General features: G+C 68.9%; 17 protein-coding genes. 11 read left to right on the forward strand and 6 right to left on the reverse strand.

Annotated features, from left to right (window positions below; genetic code table 11):
* Nucleotides 1-28: 28 nt before the first annotated feature.
* The gene (gorA, locus tag Tchl_RS11700) at nucleotides 29-1,372 is read right to left on the reverse strand and encodes a glutathione-disulfide reductase (RefSeq protein ID WP_075148579.1); all 1,344 of its coding nucleotides are present in this window, start codon (nucleotides 1,370-1,372) and stop codon (nucleotides 29-31) included.
* Nucleotides 1,373-1,603: 231 nt separating this feature from the next.
* On the opposite strand from gorA, the gene Tchl_RS11705 reads away from it, so the two are divergent.
* A complete protein-coding gene (locus Tchl_RS11705; RefSeq protein WP_075148580.1) occupies nucleotides 1,604-3,415 on the forward strand; it encodes an SLC13 family permease in 1,812 nt (603 codons plus the stop codon).
* Between the two features lie 29 nt (nucleotides 3,416-3,444).
* Here the strand turns inward: Tchl_RS11705 and Tchl_RS11710 are convergent, their stop codons facing one another.
* On the reverse strand, nucleotides 3,445-4,083 hold the full coding sequence (locus Tchl_RS11710) for an RcnB family protein (RefSeq protein WP_075148581.1): 639 nt from the start codon (nucleotides 4,081-4,083) through the stop codon (nucleotides 3,445-3,447).
* A 213-nt stretch (nucleotides 4,084-4,296) separates the two neighbouring features.
* Here Tchl_RS11710 and Tchl_RS11715 point away from each other — a divergent pair, with 213 nt between their 5' ends.
* The 3 genes from Tchl_RS11715 to Tchl_RS11725 all read left to right on the forward strand — a co-directional run bounded on the left by Tchl_RS11715 (nucleotide 4,297) and on the right by Tchl_RS11725 (nucleotide 6,439).
* The gene (locus Tchl_RS11715) at nucleotides 4,297-5,247 is read left to right on the forward strand and encodes an alpha/beta hydrolase (protein ID WP_083945223.1); all 951 of its coding nucleotides are present in this window, start codon (nucleotides 4,297-4,299) and stop codon (nucleotides 5,245-5,247) included.
* A gap of 163 nt (nucleotides 5,248-5,410) precedes the next feature.
* Entirely contained in the window at nucleotides 5,411-5,875 is a 465-nt protein-coding gene (gene tadA / locus Tchl_RS11720; protein ID WP_075148582.1) for a tRNA adenosine(34) deaminase TadA, read from the forward strand.
* An 84-nt stretch (nucleotides 5,876-5,959) separates the two neighbouring features.
* Complete coding sequence (locus Tchl_RS11725; RefSeq protein WP_075148583.1) at nucleotides 5,960-6,439, forward strand: L,D-transpeptidase; 480 nt, start codon at nucleotides 5,960-5,962, stop codon at nucleotides 6,437-6,439.
* On the opposite strand, the gene Tchl_RS11730 is transcribed toward Tchl_RS11725, so the two are convergent.
* Both Tchl_RS11730 and ygfZ read right to left on the reverse strand, forming a co-directional pair.
* Complete coding sequence (locus Tchl_RS11730) at nucleotides 6,429-7,226, reverse strand: NRDE family protein (RefSeq protein WP_075148584.1); 798 nt, start codon at nucleotides 7,224-7,226, stop codon at nucleotides 6,429-6,431. The genes Tchl_RS11725 and Tchl_RS11730 overlap by 11 nt on opposite strands.
* Before the next feature lie 18 nt (nucleotides 7,227-7,244).
* Nucleotides 7,245-8,276 (reverse strand): CAF17-like 4Fe-4S cluster assembly/insertion protein YgfZ, encoded by a 1,032-nt coding sequence (ygfZ, locus tag Tchl_RS11735; protein WP_075148585.1) that lies wholly within the window; start codon nucleotides 8,274-8,276, stop codon nucleotides 7,245-7,247.
* Between the two features lie 224 nt (nucleotides 8,277-8,500).
* On the opposite strand from ygfZ, the gene mltG reads away from it, so the two are divergent.
* From mltG to Tchl_RS11765, 6 genes are all read left to right on the forward strand, one after another.
* Nucleotides 8,501-9,505 carry an endolytic transglycosylase MltG gene (mltG, locus tag Tchl_RS11740; protein WP_075148586.1) on the forward strand — a complete coding sequence of 335 codons (1,005 nt, stop codon included), beginning with the start codon at nucleotides 8,501-8,503 and terminating at the stop codon, nucleotides 9,503-9,505.
* Nucleotides 9,502-10,206 carry a dTMP kinase gene (tmk, locus tag Tchl_RS11745; RefSeq protein ID WP_075148587.1) on the forward strand — a complete coding sequence of 235 codons (705 nt, stop codon included), beginning with the start codon at nucleotides 9,502-9,504 and terminating at the stop codon, nucleotides 10,204-10,206. The genes mltG and tmk overlap by 4 nt, the downstream gene beginning before the upstream one ends.
* Complete coding sequence (gene holB / locus Tchl_RS11750; RefSeq protein WP_075148588.1) at nucleotides 10,203-11,252, forward strand: DNA polymerase III subunit delta'; 1,050 nt, start codon at nucleotides 10,203-10,205, stop codon at nucleotides 11,250-11,252. The genes tmk and holB overlap by 4 nt, the downstream gene beginning before the upstream one ends.
* Nucleotides 11,249-11,611, forward strand: a complete 363-nt coding sequence (locus Tchl_RS11755; RefSeq protein ID WP_075148589.1) for a PilZ domain-containing protein — start codon at nucleotides 11,249-11,251, stop codon at nucleotides 11,609-11,611. The genes holB and Tchl_RS11755 overlap by 4 nt, the downstream gene beginning before the upstream one ends.
* 80 nt (nucleotides 11,612-11,691) lie before the next feature.
* A complete protein-coding gene (locus Tchl_RS11760) occupies nucleotides 11,692-12,498 on the forward strand; it encodes a TatD family hydrolase (protein WP_075149704.1) in 807 nt (268 codons plus the stop codon).
* Between the two features lie 28 nt (nucleotides 12,499-12,526).
* Entirely contained in the window at nucleotides 12,527-13,201 is a 675-nt protein-coding gene (locus tag Tchl_RS11765; protein WP_232311573.1) for an ankyrin repeat domain-containing protein, read from the forward strand.
* Here Tchl_RS11765 and Tchl_RS11770 read toward each other — a convergent pair.
* Nucleotides 13,188-14,510, reverse strand: coding sequence for an anaerobic sulfatase maturase (locus Tchl_RS11770; RefSeq protein ID WP_075148590.1), 1,323 nt, complete (start codon nucleotides 14,508-14,510; stop codon nucleotides 13,188-13,190). The genes Tchl_RS11765 and Tchl_RS11770 overlap by 14 nt on opposite strands.
* On the reverse strand, nucleotides 14,507-15,364 hold the full coding sequence (locus Tchl_RS11775; RefSeq protein WP_160113119.1) for an IclR family transcriptional regulator domain-containing protein: 858 nt from the start codon (nucleotides 15,362-15,364) through the stop codon (nucleotides 14,507-14,509). The genes Tchl_RS11770 and Tchl_RS11775 overlap by 4 nt, the downstream gene beginning before the upstream one ends.
* A 147-nt stretch (nucleotides 15,365-15,511) precedes the next feature.
* Here Tchl_RS11775 and Tchl_RS11780 point away from each other — a divergent pair, with 147 nt between their 5' ends.
* Nucleotides 15,512-17,410: a TRAP transporter permease gene (locus Tchl_RS11780; protein ID WP_075148592.1), complete on the forward strand. Its 1,899-nt coding sequence runs from the start codon at nucleotides 15,512-15,514 to the stop codon at nucleotides 17,408-17,410.
* Nucleotides 17,411-17,430: the final 20 nt, after the last annotated feature.

Below are 17,430 nucleotides of genomic sequence, written 5' to 3' on the forward strand. Positions count from 1 at the left end.
GTTGCTCCTGCAGGTCCGGGTAGTTCGATCATCCGCGCAGCGTGACCAACTCTTCCGCGCTGGTGGGGTGAATGGCGACGGTGTTGTCGAAGTCGGCCTTGGTGGCGCCCATCTTGAGCGCTACGGCAAAGCCCTGCAGCATTTCGTCGGCGCCGTCGCCGATGACGTGGAGGCCGACGACGCGCTGCTCGGGGCCGGTGCAGACCAGCTTCATTGCCGTTTTCGGGCGATGTTCGGTGAGCGCGTGGGCCATCGCGGTAAAGCGGGTGGAGAACACCTCGACGCGGTCGAAGCGGCTGCGGGCTTGGTCCTCGGTCAGGCCCACGGTGCCGATCGGCGGGTGGCTGAAGACCACGGTCGGGATGTCGTCGTAGTCGAGGCGGCTGTCGGCCTGGCCACGGAACAGGCGGGCGGCGAGCTTGCGCCCGGCGGCGATCGCTACCGGCGTGAGCTCGGCGCGGCCGGTGATGTCGCCGATGGCGTAGATTCCCTCGACCGCGGTGTTCTGAAAATCATCGGTGGCGATCACGCCGCCGGCTTCGGCATGGACCCCGGCGGTCGCCAGGTTCAGGCCGTCGGTGTTGGCGCGGCGCCCGGTGGCCCAGATCAGGGCATCGACTTCCAGGGTGCTGCCATCGTCGCATTCGATCGTCAACGCACCGCCAGCCTCGCGGGAGAGTGCGCGCACCTTGGTGCCGAAGCGTAGCACGACCCCGTCTTCCTCCATTTGCGCCCGCAGTTCGGTGCGCACCATGGCGTCGAAATTGCGCAGCAGTTGAGGGCCGCGCACCAGCATGGTGACTTCGCTGCCGAGGCCGTTGAGCACGCCGGCCAGTTCCACCGCGATGTAGCCTGCACCCACCACCGCCACGCGCCGCGGCTGATGGCCGAGGGCGAAGAAACCATCGGAGTCGATGCCCAGTTCCGCGCCTGGAATATCGGGGATCACCGGCGTTCCGCCGGTGGCGATGACGATGTGCCGGGCGGTGAACCGCCGCCCGTCGACTTCGATGGCATGCGGTTCGACGAAGCGGGCGAAACCGTGCACCGTGTCGACCCCGGCCTTGTCCAGCATTCCGGCGTAGATGCCGTTGAGGCGGCTGATGTAGGCGTCGCGGCGCGCCTTCAGGCTGGCCCAGTCGACGGTGCTGGCGGCCGCACTGAAGCCGTAGCCGGGCGCATCGCGCATCGCCTGGGCGATACCCGATGCGTACCACATGAGTTTTTTCGGGACGCAGCCCACATTGACGCAGGTGCCGCCGAGGCGCGCGCCTTCGACCAGCAGCACCCGTGCGCCGTATTCGGCCGCACGGCGTGCCGTTGCCACGCCGCCACTGCCACCGCCGATGGCGATGTAGTCGTAATGCTTCATCATCCGCTCCGTTCTGGTTTGCGATTCGAGGCGGGCGCGCTGGCGGCGCGCCGTCGTCATGGGCATTTTCGCCCGTATCCGGGTTTCGGTGCGGGGCGATCGGGAGACACGGGAAAGAAGGGAAGAGAAACCGTTGTTTTTGAATAAAGAGATAACCTTATATTCTTTTGAGGTCTTTCAAGAGTGCGCTAGTGTGCCGCTCATCCTGATTTCACCCTGTACTGTCCGACCATGCCTCTTCCCGAAAGCGCTTCCGCACTGATCGTCGGACTTGTATTGGTCGGACTGTTCCTCAGCTTCGTGCGCGAATGGGTCAAGCCGGACGTCGCCGTGATCGGTGCGGTGGCGCTGCTGCTCGCCCTCGGCGTGCTGACACCGGCGAAGGTGCTGAGCGTGTTCGGCAACAGTGCGCCGATCACCATCGTCTGCCTGTTCATCATCAGCGGTGCGCTCGGTCGTACCGGCTGCGTGGATCGGCTCGGCGAATGGATCGGCAACCTCGCCGGACAGAGCGAGCGCCGTCTGCTGCTTGCGATGTTGCTGGTGGGCGTCGCAGTCTCGCCGTTCATCAACAACACGCCGGTGGTGATGGTCATGATTCCGGCGGTGATCGCCATCGCCGGACGCTTTGCTGTCGCCCCTTCGCGCCTTCTGATCCCGCTGTCCTATGCCACGATCCTCGGCGGGGTGGTCACCATGGTCGGCACCTCGACCAACATCCTGGTCGATGGGGTCGCCCGTGACATGGGGCTGGCGCCATTCACGATGTTCGAGATTTCCGCCCCGGCGATCGTCATGGCAGTGCTTGGCTGCGTGTTCATGTTCGTTTTCGCGCAGCGTCTGCTGCCGGTCAGGGAGACGCTCAGTCAGCAGTTCTCGGGCAGCGGTGAGCGCCTGTTCATGACCGAACTGTTCGTCCCGCAACACTCCCGTCTCGCCGGGCGGACACTGAAGGAGGCGCGCCTGTCGAACGGCGTGATCAAGGTGCTCAAGCTGTTCCGCGGCGACGATGAATTTTCCACGCCCTCCGCGGATACCCAGCTGCAGGTCGGCGATCGTCTCGTCGTTCATACCCGCAGCAGCGCGATGGTCGATCTGCGCAGCACCGATCTCGTCGGCCTGCGCCTGCAAGCGCCGCTGGCGGCCGATCCGCACGACCTGGAAACCCTGCGCCGGCGCGACGTGGTGATCGTCGAGGCGCTCGTGGGCCAGAGCTCGCGCTACGTGCAGCGGCCGATCCGCGACCTCGACCTGGCTGTGCGCTACGGCATCCACCTGATCGCGGTGCATCGCAAGAATGCGTCGATCGCGGAGGTCAGCGACGATTTCCAGCTGCAGTTCGGCGACGTACTGCTGGTCGAAGGCACGCCGGCACAGATCAAGCGCTTCTGCGACAACGGCGACCTGTTCGCCATCACCGAAGGCAAGCTCAGCGCCACCCGCAGCGCCAAGGCACCAATCGCACTCGCGACCATCGTCGGCGTGATGACGCTGGCGGCGTTGAACGTGATGCCGATCGAGGGCCTGGCGATCATCGGTGCCGCCGCGGTCCTGGTGAGCGGCTGCATCCGTGCCGACGAGGCCTACAAGGCGATCGAGTGGCCGGTCGTGGTAGTCATCTTCGGCATGCTTGCGGTGAGCATCGCGATGCGCGACTCGGGGCTGGCGACGATGCTCGCCGACGGCCTGGTCGTGGCCGGCGAAGGCCTTTCGCCCTGGTTGATGCTGTCGATGGTGATCCTGATGACTTCGATCGCCACCGAGTTCATCAGCAACAATGCGGTTGCCGTGCTGCTTACCCCGGTGGTGATCGGCGTCGCCCAGCAGCTGGGCGTGGATCCGCGGCCTTTCGTGGTCGGGGTGATGTTCGCCGCCAGCGCCAGTTTCGCCACGCCGATCGGCTACCAGACCAATACCCTTGTCTACAGCGCGGGCAATTACCGCTTTTCCGACTTCGCGCGCCTCGGCGTGCCGCTCAACCTGATCGTCTGGGCGACAGCCAGCGTGCTGATCCCGCTGTTCTGGCCCTTGCGTCCGCTGTAGCGCGCACCGCGGCGGTTCGGGCGCAGAGCCTACATCCGGTTCAGATCCTCGAGGGCGTCGACCACCATGCCGGTGCCGACCGCGATCAGCAGGATGTCGGCCGCCACGCGCACGAAGCGGTGTCCCTCGGGCGGCGCCCCGAGCCGGATCATGATGTCGTAGGGCGGGTCGTAATACACCACGTCGCGCGGCAGCGGACGGCCGATGTGCCACTGCTTGGCCAGACCGGGCGGCATGCAGCCGTTGCGTTTCTTCGCCAGCCCGGGCGGGCAGCGCCCGGCGTGGAAGCGGTCGGTGTAGTAGGTGCGCACCGCCTCCCGGTGGTGGTCGGTGAAATAGGTGTTGACGTGAACAGACGTGCGGCGCTCGTCGTGATCGCCGCGGCGTGCGCGGTCGCGGTCTTCCCGGCGCTCGCTGCCGCGGCTTTCGCTGCGCGCATCATCGCGCCGCGTGTCGCGCCTTCCGGCTTCATCGCGCTGCGCCTGCCTGCGGTTCGGGCTCTCCGCCTTGCCGCGCTCGGCGGGGGCCGCCTGCTTGCGTTCGGGCTTGCCATCGCCGGCCCAGTCGGGTTTTTCCGCCGCAGCCGGCGTCGCCAGTAAGGCGCCGGTCAGGGCCAGCGCGAGCGCGGTGAAAAGTTTCGAGCGGGTTTTCACGCGAGATATCGTCATGTCGGTTCTCCCGAGTGGTTCGATGCATGCGTCGTGGATCCGACACCAGTGTAGTGGAAACGGTTCGGGGCGCAGCGGCCGCTTACCACTTGTCACCGTGGGTACAGATTGATGCCAAAACCGGCGTCGATCTCCGAACTGCGCCGCCTTGCTCCGGAAGGCCGGCCCAGCGGCTAGAATCCGGCGTCCGATCCCTGTTCCGCTCCGTATCCGATGCCGCTCACTCCCGCAGCCCGATCTCTCCTCGACATGGTCTACCGTGTCGGTGCCCCGCGTTTCCATGAACTGTCCGTGGCCCAGGCCCGGCGCTCCTTCGAGAAGCTGCAGTTCGCTTTCCGCGCGGACGCCCCCGCGGTGGCGTCGACGGTCGAGGTGCCGATCCGCCGCCCCGACGGCAGCGTCTTGCTCGCCCGCCTGTACCGGCCGCGCTCGAGCCCCCCGGCCGAGCGCCTGCCGGTGCTGGTCTACTTCCATGGTGGAGGATGGTGTGTCGGTGACGTGCCGAGCTACGACGTGCTGTGCCGGGAACTGGCCAATGCCGCGGCCTGTGCGGTGCTGTCGGTGGACTATCGGCTCGCCCCCGAGCACCCCTTCCCGGCGGCGGTCGATGATGCGCGCCTCGCCTTCGACTGGGTCGCCGGGCATGCCGAAACGCTCGGCCTCGACGCCGCGCGCATCGCGCTTGGCGGCGACAGTGCGGGGGGCAACCTCGCCATCGTCACCGCGCTTGCCCGGCGCGAGGCCGGCGGGTTGCAGCCGCGCTTCCTGCTGCTGATCTACCCGAGCACCGAGATCGTCAGCGCACGCGCGTCGCGCGCGCGCTATGCCGAGGGCTTCTTCCTCGATCGTGAAAGCCTGCGCTGGTTCTTCGAGCGCTATCTGCCGCAAGGCAACAGCGAGGATTGGCGGGCATCGCCGATGCGGGCGTCTTCGCTCGCCGGGCTGCCGCCGATGCTGCTGATCGGGGCCGAGTTCGATCCCCTGATCGACGACTGCGCGGCGTTCGCCGCGCGGGTGAATGCCGAGGGAGGGGCAGTGGACTTCGTCGAAACGGCGGGCATGGTGCACGGCTTCATCACCCTCGGCAAGCTGTTTCCCGAAGCCGGCGAGGCGCTGCAACGGGCCGCGGCCGCTCTGCGCCGCCACCTGCTGGAGACGGATTGAGCGCGCGTGGGGGCGCGCTCGGCGATGGTGGACGACGTGCCGCAGCGCAGCGTCACCGTGGCCGGCACCCGGCGCGGGCTGCTCCGTTAGAATCCGGCCTATCGATTTCGCCTGCCGCCGGCTGCGTGCGGCGCGGCGGGTTGCCCACGGACAAGAGCTTGCGATGAACGACGAAGACTACATGCGTGCCGCTCTGGAGCAGGCGCGCCAGGCCGGGGCCTGCGACGAAGTGCCGGTGGGTGCGGTGGTGGTGCTCGACGGCGAGATCGTCGGGCGCGGCTTCAATCAGCCAATCGGCCGCCACGACCCCACTGCCCACGCCGAAGTGATGGCGCTGCGGGATGCCGGCGCGCGCCTGGGCAACTACCGCCTGCCCGGCGCCACGCTGTACGTGACGCTGGAACCGTGCGCGATGTGCAGCGGCGCGATCATGCACGCGCGCCTCGCCCGCGTGGTGTTCGGCGCCCGCGATCCCAAGACCGGGGTCGCCGGCAGCGTGCTCGACCTGTTCGCCGAGGCGCGCCTGAACCACCATGCCCGTATCGAGGGCGGGCTGCTCGCCGACGAATGCGCACGCCTGCTGTCAGGCTTCTTCGCCGCCCGCCGTGGCCGCACGCTGGTGGCCTAAGGTGTTGCGGCCCCTGCACCCACTGCGTTCGCTGCCTGCCGCGCCGGCCCGGCGCGCGCGCCGGGCGGCCTGAAGGAGGGCGGCATGCACATCCGGATCGAGATCGGCGCGCAGTGCCTGTCGCTGTACGGCGACGATGGCGCCTGCATCCGCCGCTACCCGGTGTCGACTGCAGCGAAGGGGGCGGGGGAGGCGATGGGCAGCGAATGCACGCCGCGCGGCCGCCACCGCATCCGCGCCCGGATCGGCGCCGGTGCGCCAGCGGGGGCGGTGTTCCGCGGCCGGCGCAGGACCGGCGAGGTGTGGACGCCGGCCTTCGCCGCGCGCCATCCGGGGCGCGACTGGATTCTCAGCCGCATCCTCTGGCTGTGCGGCGAGGAGCCGGGACGCAACCGCGGCGGCACGGTCGATTCGATGCGGCGCTACATCTACATCCACGGCACCGGCGACGACCAGCCGATGGGCGAGCCGCGCTCGCACGGCTGTGTGCGCATGCGCAACCGCGACCTCATCGAGCTGTTCGAGCTGGTCGCGGCCGGCACGGTGGTGGAGATCAGCGAGTGAAGCCGTGCGTCACTTCACTGCGCAACTCGCCGTGGGTGTCCCAGCTCCACTCGCGCAAGCGGACCCGGCCGTCGCTGCCGAACAGCACCACGCTGCTGCAGCGCGTGCCGTAGCCCGGCGCGCGGATGAAGGCGGGAGAGAGCCAGCGCTCCCATTCGAGGCTGATGCCGGTGTCGGGCAGATGGGGGTCGGGCGCGGGCGTGGGGTCGCGCAGCAGCGCGAGCAGCGCGTCGAACAGCGCCTCTTCGGCGATGGGACGTGGCTCGGCGGCGGCCGGGGTGAAGGCGCCGAGCCGCTGGGCGAGGCCGGCGCGCGCCTTCACCAGCTTCGGCCAGGGGCTGTCGACGAGGTGGTTGGACAGGCCGTACACCCCGGGCTCGAGGAGATGCACCGCGCCGGTGGTGCTTTCGAGCACGCCCAGGGTCCGGCCGTCGCTCAGCAGCAGATTGAAGGCGGCGTAGCGGGCGCGCTCGGCGGCGAAGGCATGCAGGCTCGCCGCCGCGTCGCGGCCGTCTTCCAGCGCCTGGCGCACCAGGGCGCCGCGCGAAGGCGCGCCGCTGACGCGGCGGCTGGGGTCGCGGTAGTTGGTCAGGGCGGCGAAGCGGCCGCTGCGCGTCAGCCCCATCCACGTCCCGCCGGCTTCGAGGTCGCGCCCGGCGAGCAGCTCGGGGGCGTCGGTCCACCAGTGTGCCGGCGCCGCCGGGCGCTCGAAGTACTCGTCGCGATTGGCCGCGACCACCAGCGGATAGTCGGGGTGGGCGCGCCAGGCGAAGACGATCAGGCACATCGGCTCGGCTACACCCCCTCAGGACAGGGCGTAGGGCAGCGCCAGCAGCTGTAGCGCCGGGCCGGCGGGGGCGCCGAGATGGATCTCGCCGGCTTCGGTGCTGCTGCTCTGAAGGACGGCGAGGGCTTCGAGGCCGCCGTCGGGGGAGGGCGCCACATTCACCAGCTTGCCGGCGGACTGTTCGCCGAAATCGGGGGCGTAGAGATCCATCCCCGGCGCTGCGTCGATGCCGGCGGCGATCGCCACGCGGTACATGCGCTTCTTGAGCTTGCCCAGGTACTGGGTGCGGGCGACGATTTCCTGCCCCGGGTAGCAGCCCTTGTTGAAGCTGACTCCGCCGATGAGCTCGTAGTTGAGCATCTGGGCGACGAATTCCTCCTGCGTCGGCGCGGTGATCAGCGGCAGCCCGGCGCGGACCATGACCAGCTGCCAGGCGGCGGTGCCGGCCTTGATCGCGCCCGCGGCGAGCAGGGCGTCGAACAAGGGGCCGGCGCCATCGGCCGGCGCTGCGATGATGAAGCATTGCGCGCCGAGGCGGATGCAGCGCACGCCGGCCTCATCGACCGCCTGCTTCATGTCGGCCGCCGGCAGGGGGATACCGGCCGCCTGCAGGATGGTCGCGGCAGCGGGGCCGGCGAGGCCGACCAGCGCCAGCTCGGCGCCGGCGTTGGCGAGCTTGACCTTGCTGCGCAGCACGTACATCGACAGCTTCTTCAGGACGGCGGGCAGGATGTCGGCCGACAGTGCCAGGGCGTGGCCTTCGGCTTCGGGCCACATCAGGAAGCTGGCGATCATCCGCCCTTTGGGCGAATTGAAACTGTTCCAGACCGCGGCATCGGGCTCCAGCTTGTTGACTTCGTTGGAGACCAGGTTGTGCAGGAAGGCCGCGGAATCCGGGCCGGTCGAGCGGATCAGGCCCAGATGCAGCAGCGGCACGGCGATGGTGGCTGTGCTGGCAGCGTGCGCTTCGGTTGCCGGTTCGGCGAAAGTCACGGCGTGCTCACCCAGGGTGGCGCCCAGGTGGGCGAGGTGTTCGGTCCAGGCTGTCATGGTTGGCGTGTCGGCAGTTCGGGCTGGTGTTGGTCGGGGAACGGCGCGCAAGGCCGTTCGGAATCCGCTTTAGCGGCGGGGCGGGCCCGGTCCTGGCGGAAGCGGGGCGCGGCGCCGCCGATGGCGGCTGTGCAATGCAGTATTATAAGCGCCCGCCGCATGGCGGTCGTCCCTGCGGGCGACAGGGGTTTTCGCCGGCAGGGTCTTCGTCACAACGAATTTCGATGATGCGCTTCGCTTTCCGTGTTTTCACCTTGCTGCTGGTGCTCGCCGCGGTGCTTGCCGCCGGCGGCGGGTGGTATGCCCATCGCCCGTTGGCGCTGCAGGCCGACAGGGTCGATTTCACCGTGCCGCGCGGCGTCGGCATGCGCCAGGCGGCGACGCTGATCGAGCGCGCCGGAGTCGGCGTCGATGCCCGCCTGTTGACCTTGCTCGCGCGCGTCAGCGGCCGGGCGCACAGTATCAAGGCCGGCAGCTACGAGGTGCATGCCGGGATCACCCCGTGGCAGCTGATCCTGAAACTGTCGAACGGTGACGTCTCGCAGGGCGAGCTGCTGCTGGTCGAAGGCTGGACTTTCCGCCAGGTGCGCCAGGCACTGGAGAGCCATCCCGACCTCGAGCCGGACAGCGCGGGGCTGGCGGAGGCGGAGATCCTCGCCCGCATCGGCGCGCCGGAGCGCCACCTCGAAGGCCTGTTCTTCCCCGACACCTATCTGTTCGACAAGCGCTCGAGCGCGCTCGAAGTGCTGCAGCGCGCCTACCGGGCGATGCAGGCCCGGCTCGCGCGCCTGTGGGACGAACGCGATTCCGCGCTGCCGCTGTCTTCGCCCTACGAACTCTTGATCCTCGCCTCGATCGTCGAAAAGGAGACCGGACGCCCCGAAGACCGGCCCCTGATCGCGTCGGTGTTCGCCAACCGCCTGCGCATCGGCATGCGCCTGCAGACCGACCCGACGGTGATCTACGGCCTGGGAGCCGAATTCGATGGCCGCCTGCGCCGGGCGCACATGGATACCGACCATCCGTGGAACACCTACACCCGCGCCGGCCTGCCGCCGACGCCGATCGCGATTCCCGGAGAAGCGGCGCTGCGTGCCGCGGTGCGTCCGGAAAAGAGCGATTTTCTCTATTTCGTCGCCCGCGGCGATGGCAGCAGCGAGTTTTCACGCAGCCTCGACGAGCACAACCGTGCGGTGAACCGGTTCATTCGCAACGGAGCGAAACCATGAGCACGGTGCCGCCGCGCCCCCCGGCCGCGTCCCCGGAGCCGGGGCCCGCAGACGCGCTGGCGCCGCTTGCCGGCGCCGCCGTTCCGCGCGGACGCTTCATCACCTTCGAAGGCATCGACGGCGCCGGCAAGAGCAGCCAGATCGCCGCCACCGTGGCGCTGCTGCGCGCGCGCGGGCTTGTCGTCGAGCAGACCCGCGAACCCGGCGGCACGGCGCTGGGCGAGCGCCTGCGCGAGCTGCTGCTGCATGAAGCGATGCACCTCGAAACCGAAGCCATGCTGATGTTCGCCGCCCGCCGCGAGCACCTTGCCGCGCGTATCGAGCCGGCGCTCGCCGCCGGATGCTGGGTGGTGTGCGACCGCTTCTCGGATGCCACTTTCGCCTACCAGGTCGGCGGGCGCGGACTGGCGCGGGACAAATTCGAGGCCCTCGAAGCCTGGGTCCATCCCGGGCTGCAGCCCGATCTCACCCTGGTGTTCGACCTGGCGCCGGAGATCGCCGCGGCGCGGGTCGCCTCCAGCGGCGCCGATCCCGACCGCTTCGAGCGCGAGCAGCGCGATTTCTTCGTGCGCGTGCGCGAGGCCTACCTCGAGCGCGCACGGCTGGCACCGCAGCGCATCTGCGTGGTCGACGCCGATCGTGCGCCGGACGCCATCCGTGCCGAGATCGAGCGCCTGCTGGGCGAGCGTTTCTTCCGATGATCCACCCCTGGCTGCAGCCCGCCTGGGGCCGCCTCGTCGAACTCGGCGCGCGCCTGCCGCATGCGCTGCTCTTCGTCGGCGCCGCCGGGCTGGGCAAGCGCGAGCTGGCCGAGGCGCTCGCCGCGCGCCTGCTGTGCGACGCGCCGCAGGCCGACGGCCATGCCTGCGGCGGCTGCGGCCCCTGCCAGTGGCGGATCGCCGGCAACCACCCGGATCTGCATCACGTGGTGCCGGCTGCCGAGGCGGCCGAGGCCGAAGGGAGCGAGGCCGCCGCGCGCGAGGCCGGCGGCAAGGCCGCTTCTGCCCAGATCGTGATCGAGCAGATCCGCGAGCTGCAGGCGGCGCTGAACGTCACCGGCCATCACAGCGCGCGCCGGGTGGTGGTGCTCGATCCGGCCGAGGCGATGAACCCGTTCACCGCCAATGCGCTGCTCAAGCTCCTCGAAGAGCCGCCCGCGGGCTGCGTCTTCCTGCTCGTGTCCTCGGCGCCGCGGCGCCTGCTGCCGACGATTCGCAGCCGCTGCCAGCAGTGGCCGTTCGGGCCTCCGGACGAAGCCGGGCTGAAGCGCTGGAAGGCGCAGGCCGATCCCGATGCGCGCGCCCTGCTGGCCCTGAGCGGGGGCATGCCGCTGGCCGCCGAGCGGCTCGCCCGGGCCGGGGGGGCGGCCCTGCTCGCCCGCTTCGTCCGCGACCTGGGGAGCGTGCAGGCGAGCGGGGTGCTGCCGCTGGCCGGGCAGTGGGAGGCGTGGCTGAAGTCGAAGGAAGCGCAGGCCGCCGGTTTCGGCCTGCCCGAGCTGAGCGGCTGGATGCAGCGCTGGGTCAGCGACCTGGCGGCGTTGCGCCTGGGCGGGCGGGTGCGCTTCTTCCCGGCGCAGGAGGCGGTGCTCGCCGCGCTTGCCAGTCGCAGCAGCGTTGCTGCCGCGAGCGCCTGCTACAATGAGCTGGCGCAGATCCACAAGGTTTCCCGCCACCCCTTGAGCCTGCGCCTGGTGCTCGAAGACATGTTGATGCGCTACGCCCGCGCTGTCGCCGGATCCCGTCGATGAGTGAAACCCCTCCCGCCGCTGCACGCCCCGGCGTGCTCTCGGTCAATATCAGCTCGAAGTCCGCGCTTTATGCCGCTTACATGCCGTTCCTGAAAAACGGCGGCATTTTCGTGCCCACCCCGAAGACCTACAAGCTCGGCGCCGAAATCTTCATGCTGCTGCAGCTGATCGACGACCCGACGCGCCACCCGGTGGCCGGTACGGTGGTGTGGATCACCCCCTATGGCGCCCAGGGCGGACGCACGCAGGGGGTTGGCGTGCATTTTTCCGACGACGATGCGGGCAAGGTGTTGCGCGGGCGCATCGAGCAGATCCTCGCCGGGCACCTCGGCTCGAGCCGGCCCACGCATACGCTGTGATCTCGCCGCCGGGGGCGGGCGGGATCGGCGCCGCGCCGGTCCGTCCGATCCCGGTTTTTCGCCATGCAAACGGATACATGATGTACGTCGATTCGCACTGCCACCTCGATTTCCCCGATCTTGCCTGCCGCGAGGACGAGATCCTCACCACCATGGCCGCCAACCGCGTCGGCGCTGCGCTGTGCGTCGGCGTCAAGCTGGAGGATTTCCCGCGCGTGCTCGGACTGGCCGAGCGCCATCCCCGGTTGTGGGCCTCGGTCGGGGTGCACCCCGACAACGCCGACTGCGAGGAGCCGACCGTCGAGCGCCTGTGCGAGCTCGCCGCCCATCCCAGGGTGGTGGCGATCGGCGAGACCGGGCTCGACTACCACTGGCACCAGGACGCCCCGGAATGGCAGCGGGCGCGTTTTCGCACCCACATCCGCGCCGCCCGCGCCGCCGCCAAGCCGTTGATCATCCATACCCGCAGCGCCGCCGAAGACACCCTGCGCCTGATGCGGGAAGAACACGCCGCCGAGGCCGGTGGCGTCATGCACTGCTTCACCGAGAGCCGGGAAGTGGCCGAGGTCGCGCTGGCGCTCGGCTTCTACATCTCGTTTTCGGGTATCGTCACCTTCCGCAATGCCAGGGAACTGAAGGAGGTGGCGAAGATCGTCCCGCTCGAACGCCTGCTGATCGAGACTGACGCCCCTTATCTCGCTCCGGTGCCGCACCGCGGCAAGACCAACGAACCCGGCTGGGTCGTGCATGTCGCCGAGGAACTCGCCCGCCTGCGCGGCGAGCCGCTCGAACGCATCGAACAGGCCACCACCGACAACTTCTACCGTCTCTTCCGCCATGCTCAAGGTCCTCACTCCGGCTCCGCTTCTGCCCCGCAGGGCACCTGATTCCGGGTCTTTCCAGGCCGTCGCCGGCGTGCGCCGCGCGGCGCTGGTGGCGCTCGCCGCCGCCGCCCTGGCGGCGGGCGGAGCGCACGCCGGCAGCTACGACGACGCCCTCGCCGCGGCCCGCTTCGGCGATGCGCGCGCCCTCGCCAGCCTGCTCGATCGCGGCATCGATCCCGACACCGTCGATGCCCAGGGCAACACCTTGCTGATCCTCGCCGCCCGCGAAGGGCAGGGCGCCGCGGTCGACACCCTGCTGAAGCGGCGGGTGCGGATCGATTACCGCAACCTCGCCGGGGATTCGGCGCTGATGCTGGCCGTGCTCCGCGGCCACGACGACGTCGCCCGCGCCTTGCTGAAAGCCGGCGCGAAGGTCAATCACGAGGGCTGGGCGCCGCTGCATTACGCCGCCTTCGAAGGGCGCGAGACCCTCGTCGATGCGCTCGTCGCCGCCGGGGCCGAAGTCAACGCCCCGGCGCCCAACCAGGCCACCGCGTTGTCGCTGGCGGCGCGCAACGGCCACCTCGGCGTCGTCCGCCGCCTGCTCGCGCTGGCGCAGACCGACCTCAACGCGCTCACCGACACCGGCCTGTCGGCCGACGTCTGGGCCGAACGGCAAGGCAACACCGACATCGCCGCGCTGATCCGCGCCGAGCGCCAGCGCCGCGGCCTGCCCGCGCCGGCGCTGCGGCTCAGGATCGAGTAGGGGGGGGCGGCCGCCCCGTCCGTGGTGGCCGGCCCTGCCACTGGCGGGCGAGCGCCATGATCTGCGCTGCCGGGCGCTGCTGGCGCAGCAGCTCGGCCATTTTCCGCATGTAGGGGTCGATGTGGCGGAAAAAGTGGCGGTAGCCCGCGCACAGGTAATTGAGCCCTGGTTCGCCGTCTGGGGTGTCCAGGAAGCGATGTTTCGGGCATTCGCCGTGGCAGGCGAAGCGGAACTCGCAGCGTCGGCAATAGGCGGGCAGGGTGTCGCTCTTGTCGGCGCCGAATTTACGCTGCGCCGGTGAATCGACCATGTTGGCCAGAGTGCGCTCGCCCAGCCTGCCCAGGCGGTACTGCGGATAGACGTAGTGATCGCAGGCATAGACGCTGCCGTCGTGCTCGATGGCGATCGCCCGCCCGCAGGTTTCGGCAAATACGCACAGCGACGAGCCGTGTCCGAGCCAGCTTCCGAGCGCATTGTCGAACAGCTGGACGAAAGTCGAGCCGACGTCTTCCCGCACCCATTCATCGAATATCGCGGTAAGGAAGTTCCCGTAGGCGACCGGCATCACGCTCCAGGGGGCCGGCCTGGTCCGGGTGCGCTCGCCGGGGCAGGGGGGAGAGGCGAGACCTCCGCCGCGGTTTGCGTCTACCTCGCGCTCGACGAGGGGGATGAACTGGATGAAGCGCGCGCCGATGTCCTTCAGGAATCGATATACCTTGAGCGGATGCTTGACGTTGCGGCGATTGACTACGGTCAGGGTATTGAACTCGACGCGATGCTGCTTGAGCTTTTCGATCCCCTGCCGCACGCGGGCAAAGCTGGGGCCGCCACGCGGGTCGATGCGGTAACTGTCATGGAGCTCGGCGGGCCCGTCGATGCTGACACCGACCAGAAAACCGTGCTCGGCGAGAAACTCGCCCCATGCGTCGTCAATCAGGGTGGCGTTGGTCTGCAGCGCATTGGTGATCGGGCGCCCATCGGCGAAGCGCTGCTGCAAGGTGAGCACTTTGCGAAAGAAGTCGACGCCGAGCAAGGTCGGCTCGCCACCTTGCCAGGCAAAGGAAATTTCGGCGGCGTCCTGCAGGCGGATGTAGTCGCGGATGAAGTTTTCCAGCACGTCATCGGGCATCCGCAAGCTGGCCGACGACGGAAAGAGCGCGCTCTTGTCCAAATAGAAGCAGTAGGTGCAGCGCAGATTGCACGCCGGCCCGATCGGTTTGGCGAGGGTATGGAAGGGGCGGGTGCGCGCTTGTGCCGGGGGCGGGAGGGGGGCGGCGTACGCGGCGGGCGGGGAAAGTGCGTCGGTCATGACTTGTCCGATTTCCTGTGGGAGAAGGCGGTCTCGGGCACCGTCTGGTCTCGTTCTCGCCCGCTGGCGGAGCCCGCCTGAAGGCTCGATGCAAGCGCCCGCGCGGCTTCGAGCAGATCGGGCAGATAGTCGTGGGCGATGGCGTCGGTGCTTGCCGCGCTGGACAGCCACACCAGGTTGAGCACAGCCAGCACCTTGTCGTCGGCCGCCAGCACCGGGACCGCGATCGCATCGAGCGGCTCGGGCGGGGAGTCGTGGCTGAGCCAGTAGCGCGCCATCCGGGTCCCATAGCCGTGCTCGCGGACTTCGCGCAAGGTCCGCTCGACCCAGCCGGGGGCGGTGACGATGCGGTCCCGCGGGTCGCTCGAACGTGCCAGGGCCTCGAGTAACTCTGCGCGCTCGTCGTCCGGACAATAGGCGAGGTAGGCGCGCCCGAAGGCCGACCACGGGATGTGGACACGAAAGCCGATGACGCGGTAGTTGAGCTGCAGGCTCAGCGCGCGCGAGGTTGATTCGAGGATGTGCATCCGGTACTGGTCGCGAACCGCGATCGAGGACGGCCAGCCGGTCTGCTGCTGCAAGCGCTCCAGGATGGGACCGGCGCGTTCGATCAGGTGCTCGTGCCGGCCGGGGATGTGGCTGCGGATGCGCAATTCGGCACGCAGGCGGTAGCGGTGGTCTCCCAGCCCACGAAAGACCCAGCCCTGTTCGACGAGGGTTCTCAGAATGCGCAGCAAGGTGGCCTTGGCAAGACCGGTGCGCTCCTGCAGTTCGGCGAGTGCGACGGGTCCGGTTTCCTGGAGGGTTTCGATCACCACCAGTCCGCGGGCGAGTGCAGCAATGTTTTTCACCATGACCATGGCCCAAGAGTGTGTCCGGTCTGAAGACTAATGAAGTGGTGCCGTTTCACCAAGTGAACCTTCCCCCTATTGCGATCGCGGCCATTGCGGTTTCATTCGGATCAAATCGGTGGCCAGAAACCGATACCAAAGGAGCGAGACATGAACGAACCGGAAAACTGCACCCCCTGGGGGCGCAGGTTATCTTCAGCAGCGATTTTCGTCCTCGCGGCGGCAATCGTGCTCGGGGCCCTGCATACCGCGTTTTATGGGGTCTATGACGACACCCTGGTCCGCGTCGGCGGCCTGTCGCTGGCGGTCTTTCTGCTGCTGCTGCGGATGTCCGCCGCGCACCCGCGCCCGAAGCTGCGGCAGGGGGTCGATGTGGGGCTCGGCCTGGTGTTTGCGGCATCAATGCTGCACTACGCCAGCATCGCCGAACTGCTCGAGACCGGGCTGTGGTTTCCCGAACACATCGACCTCGTGTATGGCCTGGCCGGGCTGGCGGTGCTGCTCGAGCTGGCGCGGCGCACGGTCGGTTTTCCATTGTTGCTGGTGTGCCTGCTGACCATCGCCTACGGTCTGTACGGCGCCAGCCTGGGCGAAACCCTCGGTCATGCCGGGATGGATCTGGAGAACCTGACGCTCACCCTGTGGTACAGCTTCGAAGGCGTGTTCGGGCGCCCGCTCGCGGTCGTCGTCGATACCATCGTGGTCTTCATCATCTTCGGCGCGCTGATGGAAGGGTTGGGAATCGGCGATGCCCTGCTCAAGCTCGCGGTCCGCAGCCTGGGCTGGCTGCGCGGCGGCGCCGCCCATGCGGCGGTGCTGGCGAGCGCGCTGTTCGGCACGGTGTCGGGCAGCGCGGTGGCCAACGTCGTCGCCACCGGTGTGGTGACGATCCCGATGATCCGGCGCAGCGGGTTCTCGGCACGCTTTGCCGGTGCGGTCGAGGCGGCAGCGTCGAGCGGAGGGCAGATCACGCCACCGATCATGGGCGCGGTGGCGTTCATCATGGCCGACCTCACCGGCATCCCCTACCTGTCGATCTGCGTGGCGGCGCTGCTGCCGGCCTTGCTCTATTACCTCAGCCTGTTCGCGTGTATCGCGGTCGAGGCGCAGCGGGCCGGCATCGAACGCCCGGATCGCGCCAGCCTGCCGAGCCTGAACCGCAGCGACTGGGCGATGATCGCGGTGTTCTCGGTCAGCCTGTTGATCGTCGTGGTCCAGCTCGTGCGCGGGGTGTCGCCCGCGCTTGCCGGCTTCTGGGCGGTGCTCGTCGCGCTCGTCTTCGGCCTCGCGGCCAATCCGCAGGCGCGCTCGCTGCGGGTGTTTTCCCGTGCCGTGCGCGGTGCCGGGGACGCCAGCGCAACCGTGATCATCGCCGTCGCCGCGGTGGGGGTGATCGTCGGCGTGATGAACTACACCGGCATCGGCCTGCGCTTTGCCGGCGCGGCGTTGTCGTTCGCCGACGGTTCGCTGTTCCTGTCCCTGCTGGTGATGGCGGCGGCCTGCCTGGTGCTGGGAATGGGCATGCCGACCGTGCCGGCCTATCTGGTGATCATTCTGGTGATGGGGCCGGCGGTCGAGGCGCTCGGCGTGCCGACGGTGGCAGCGCACCTGTTCGTGATCTATTTCGCGGTGATGTCGGCGATCACTCCGCCGGTGTCGCTGGCCGCCTTCGCCGCCGCGCCGATCGCCAACGCCAACCCGCTTGGGATCAGCCTGGTGGCGATGCGGATCTCGCTGCTCGGTTTCGTTGTGCCTTTCGTGTTTGCCTACAGTCCCTCGCTGCTACTGATCACCGATTTCAGCTGGACCGAGCTGCTGTGGGCGCTCGCCCGCCTGGGACTGGCGTCGTGGCTGCTGGCGACGGTGTTTACCTGCGGGATCGTGGGCATGGTGGCCGGCCTGCTCGCGCTGTTCGCCCTGGTGTCGCCGCTGCTTGGCCTTCAGCTTGGTGGCGCGGTGCTTGGTGTGGCTGCGCTCATCGCTCGACACAAAGGGTTCATCCGCGCCACAAGTCCTTGTGGCGGGGTCACGCCGGCGCCCTGCGCCTGATCAACGGGAAAGGAGACGGA

This window comes from Thauera chlorobenzoica (genome assembly GCF_001922305.1).
In the GTDB taxonomy this organism is placed as follows: domain Bacteria; phylum Pseudomonadota; class Gammaproteobacteria; order Burkholderiales; family Rhodocyclaceae; genus Thauera; species Thauera chlorobenzoica.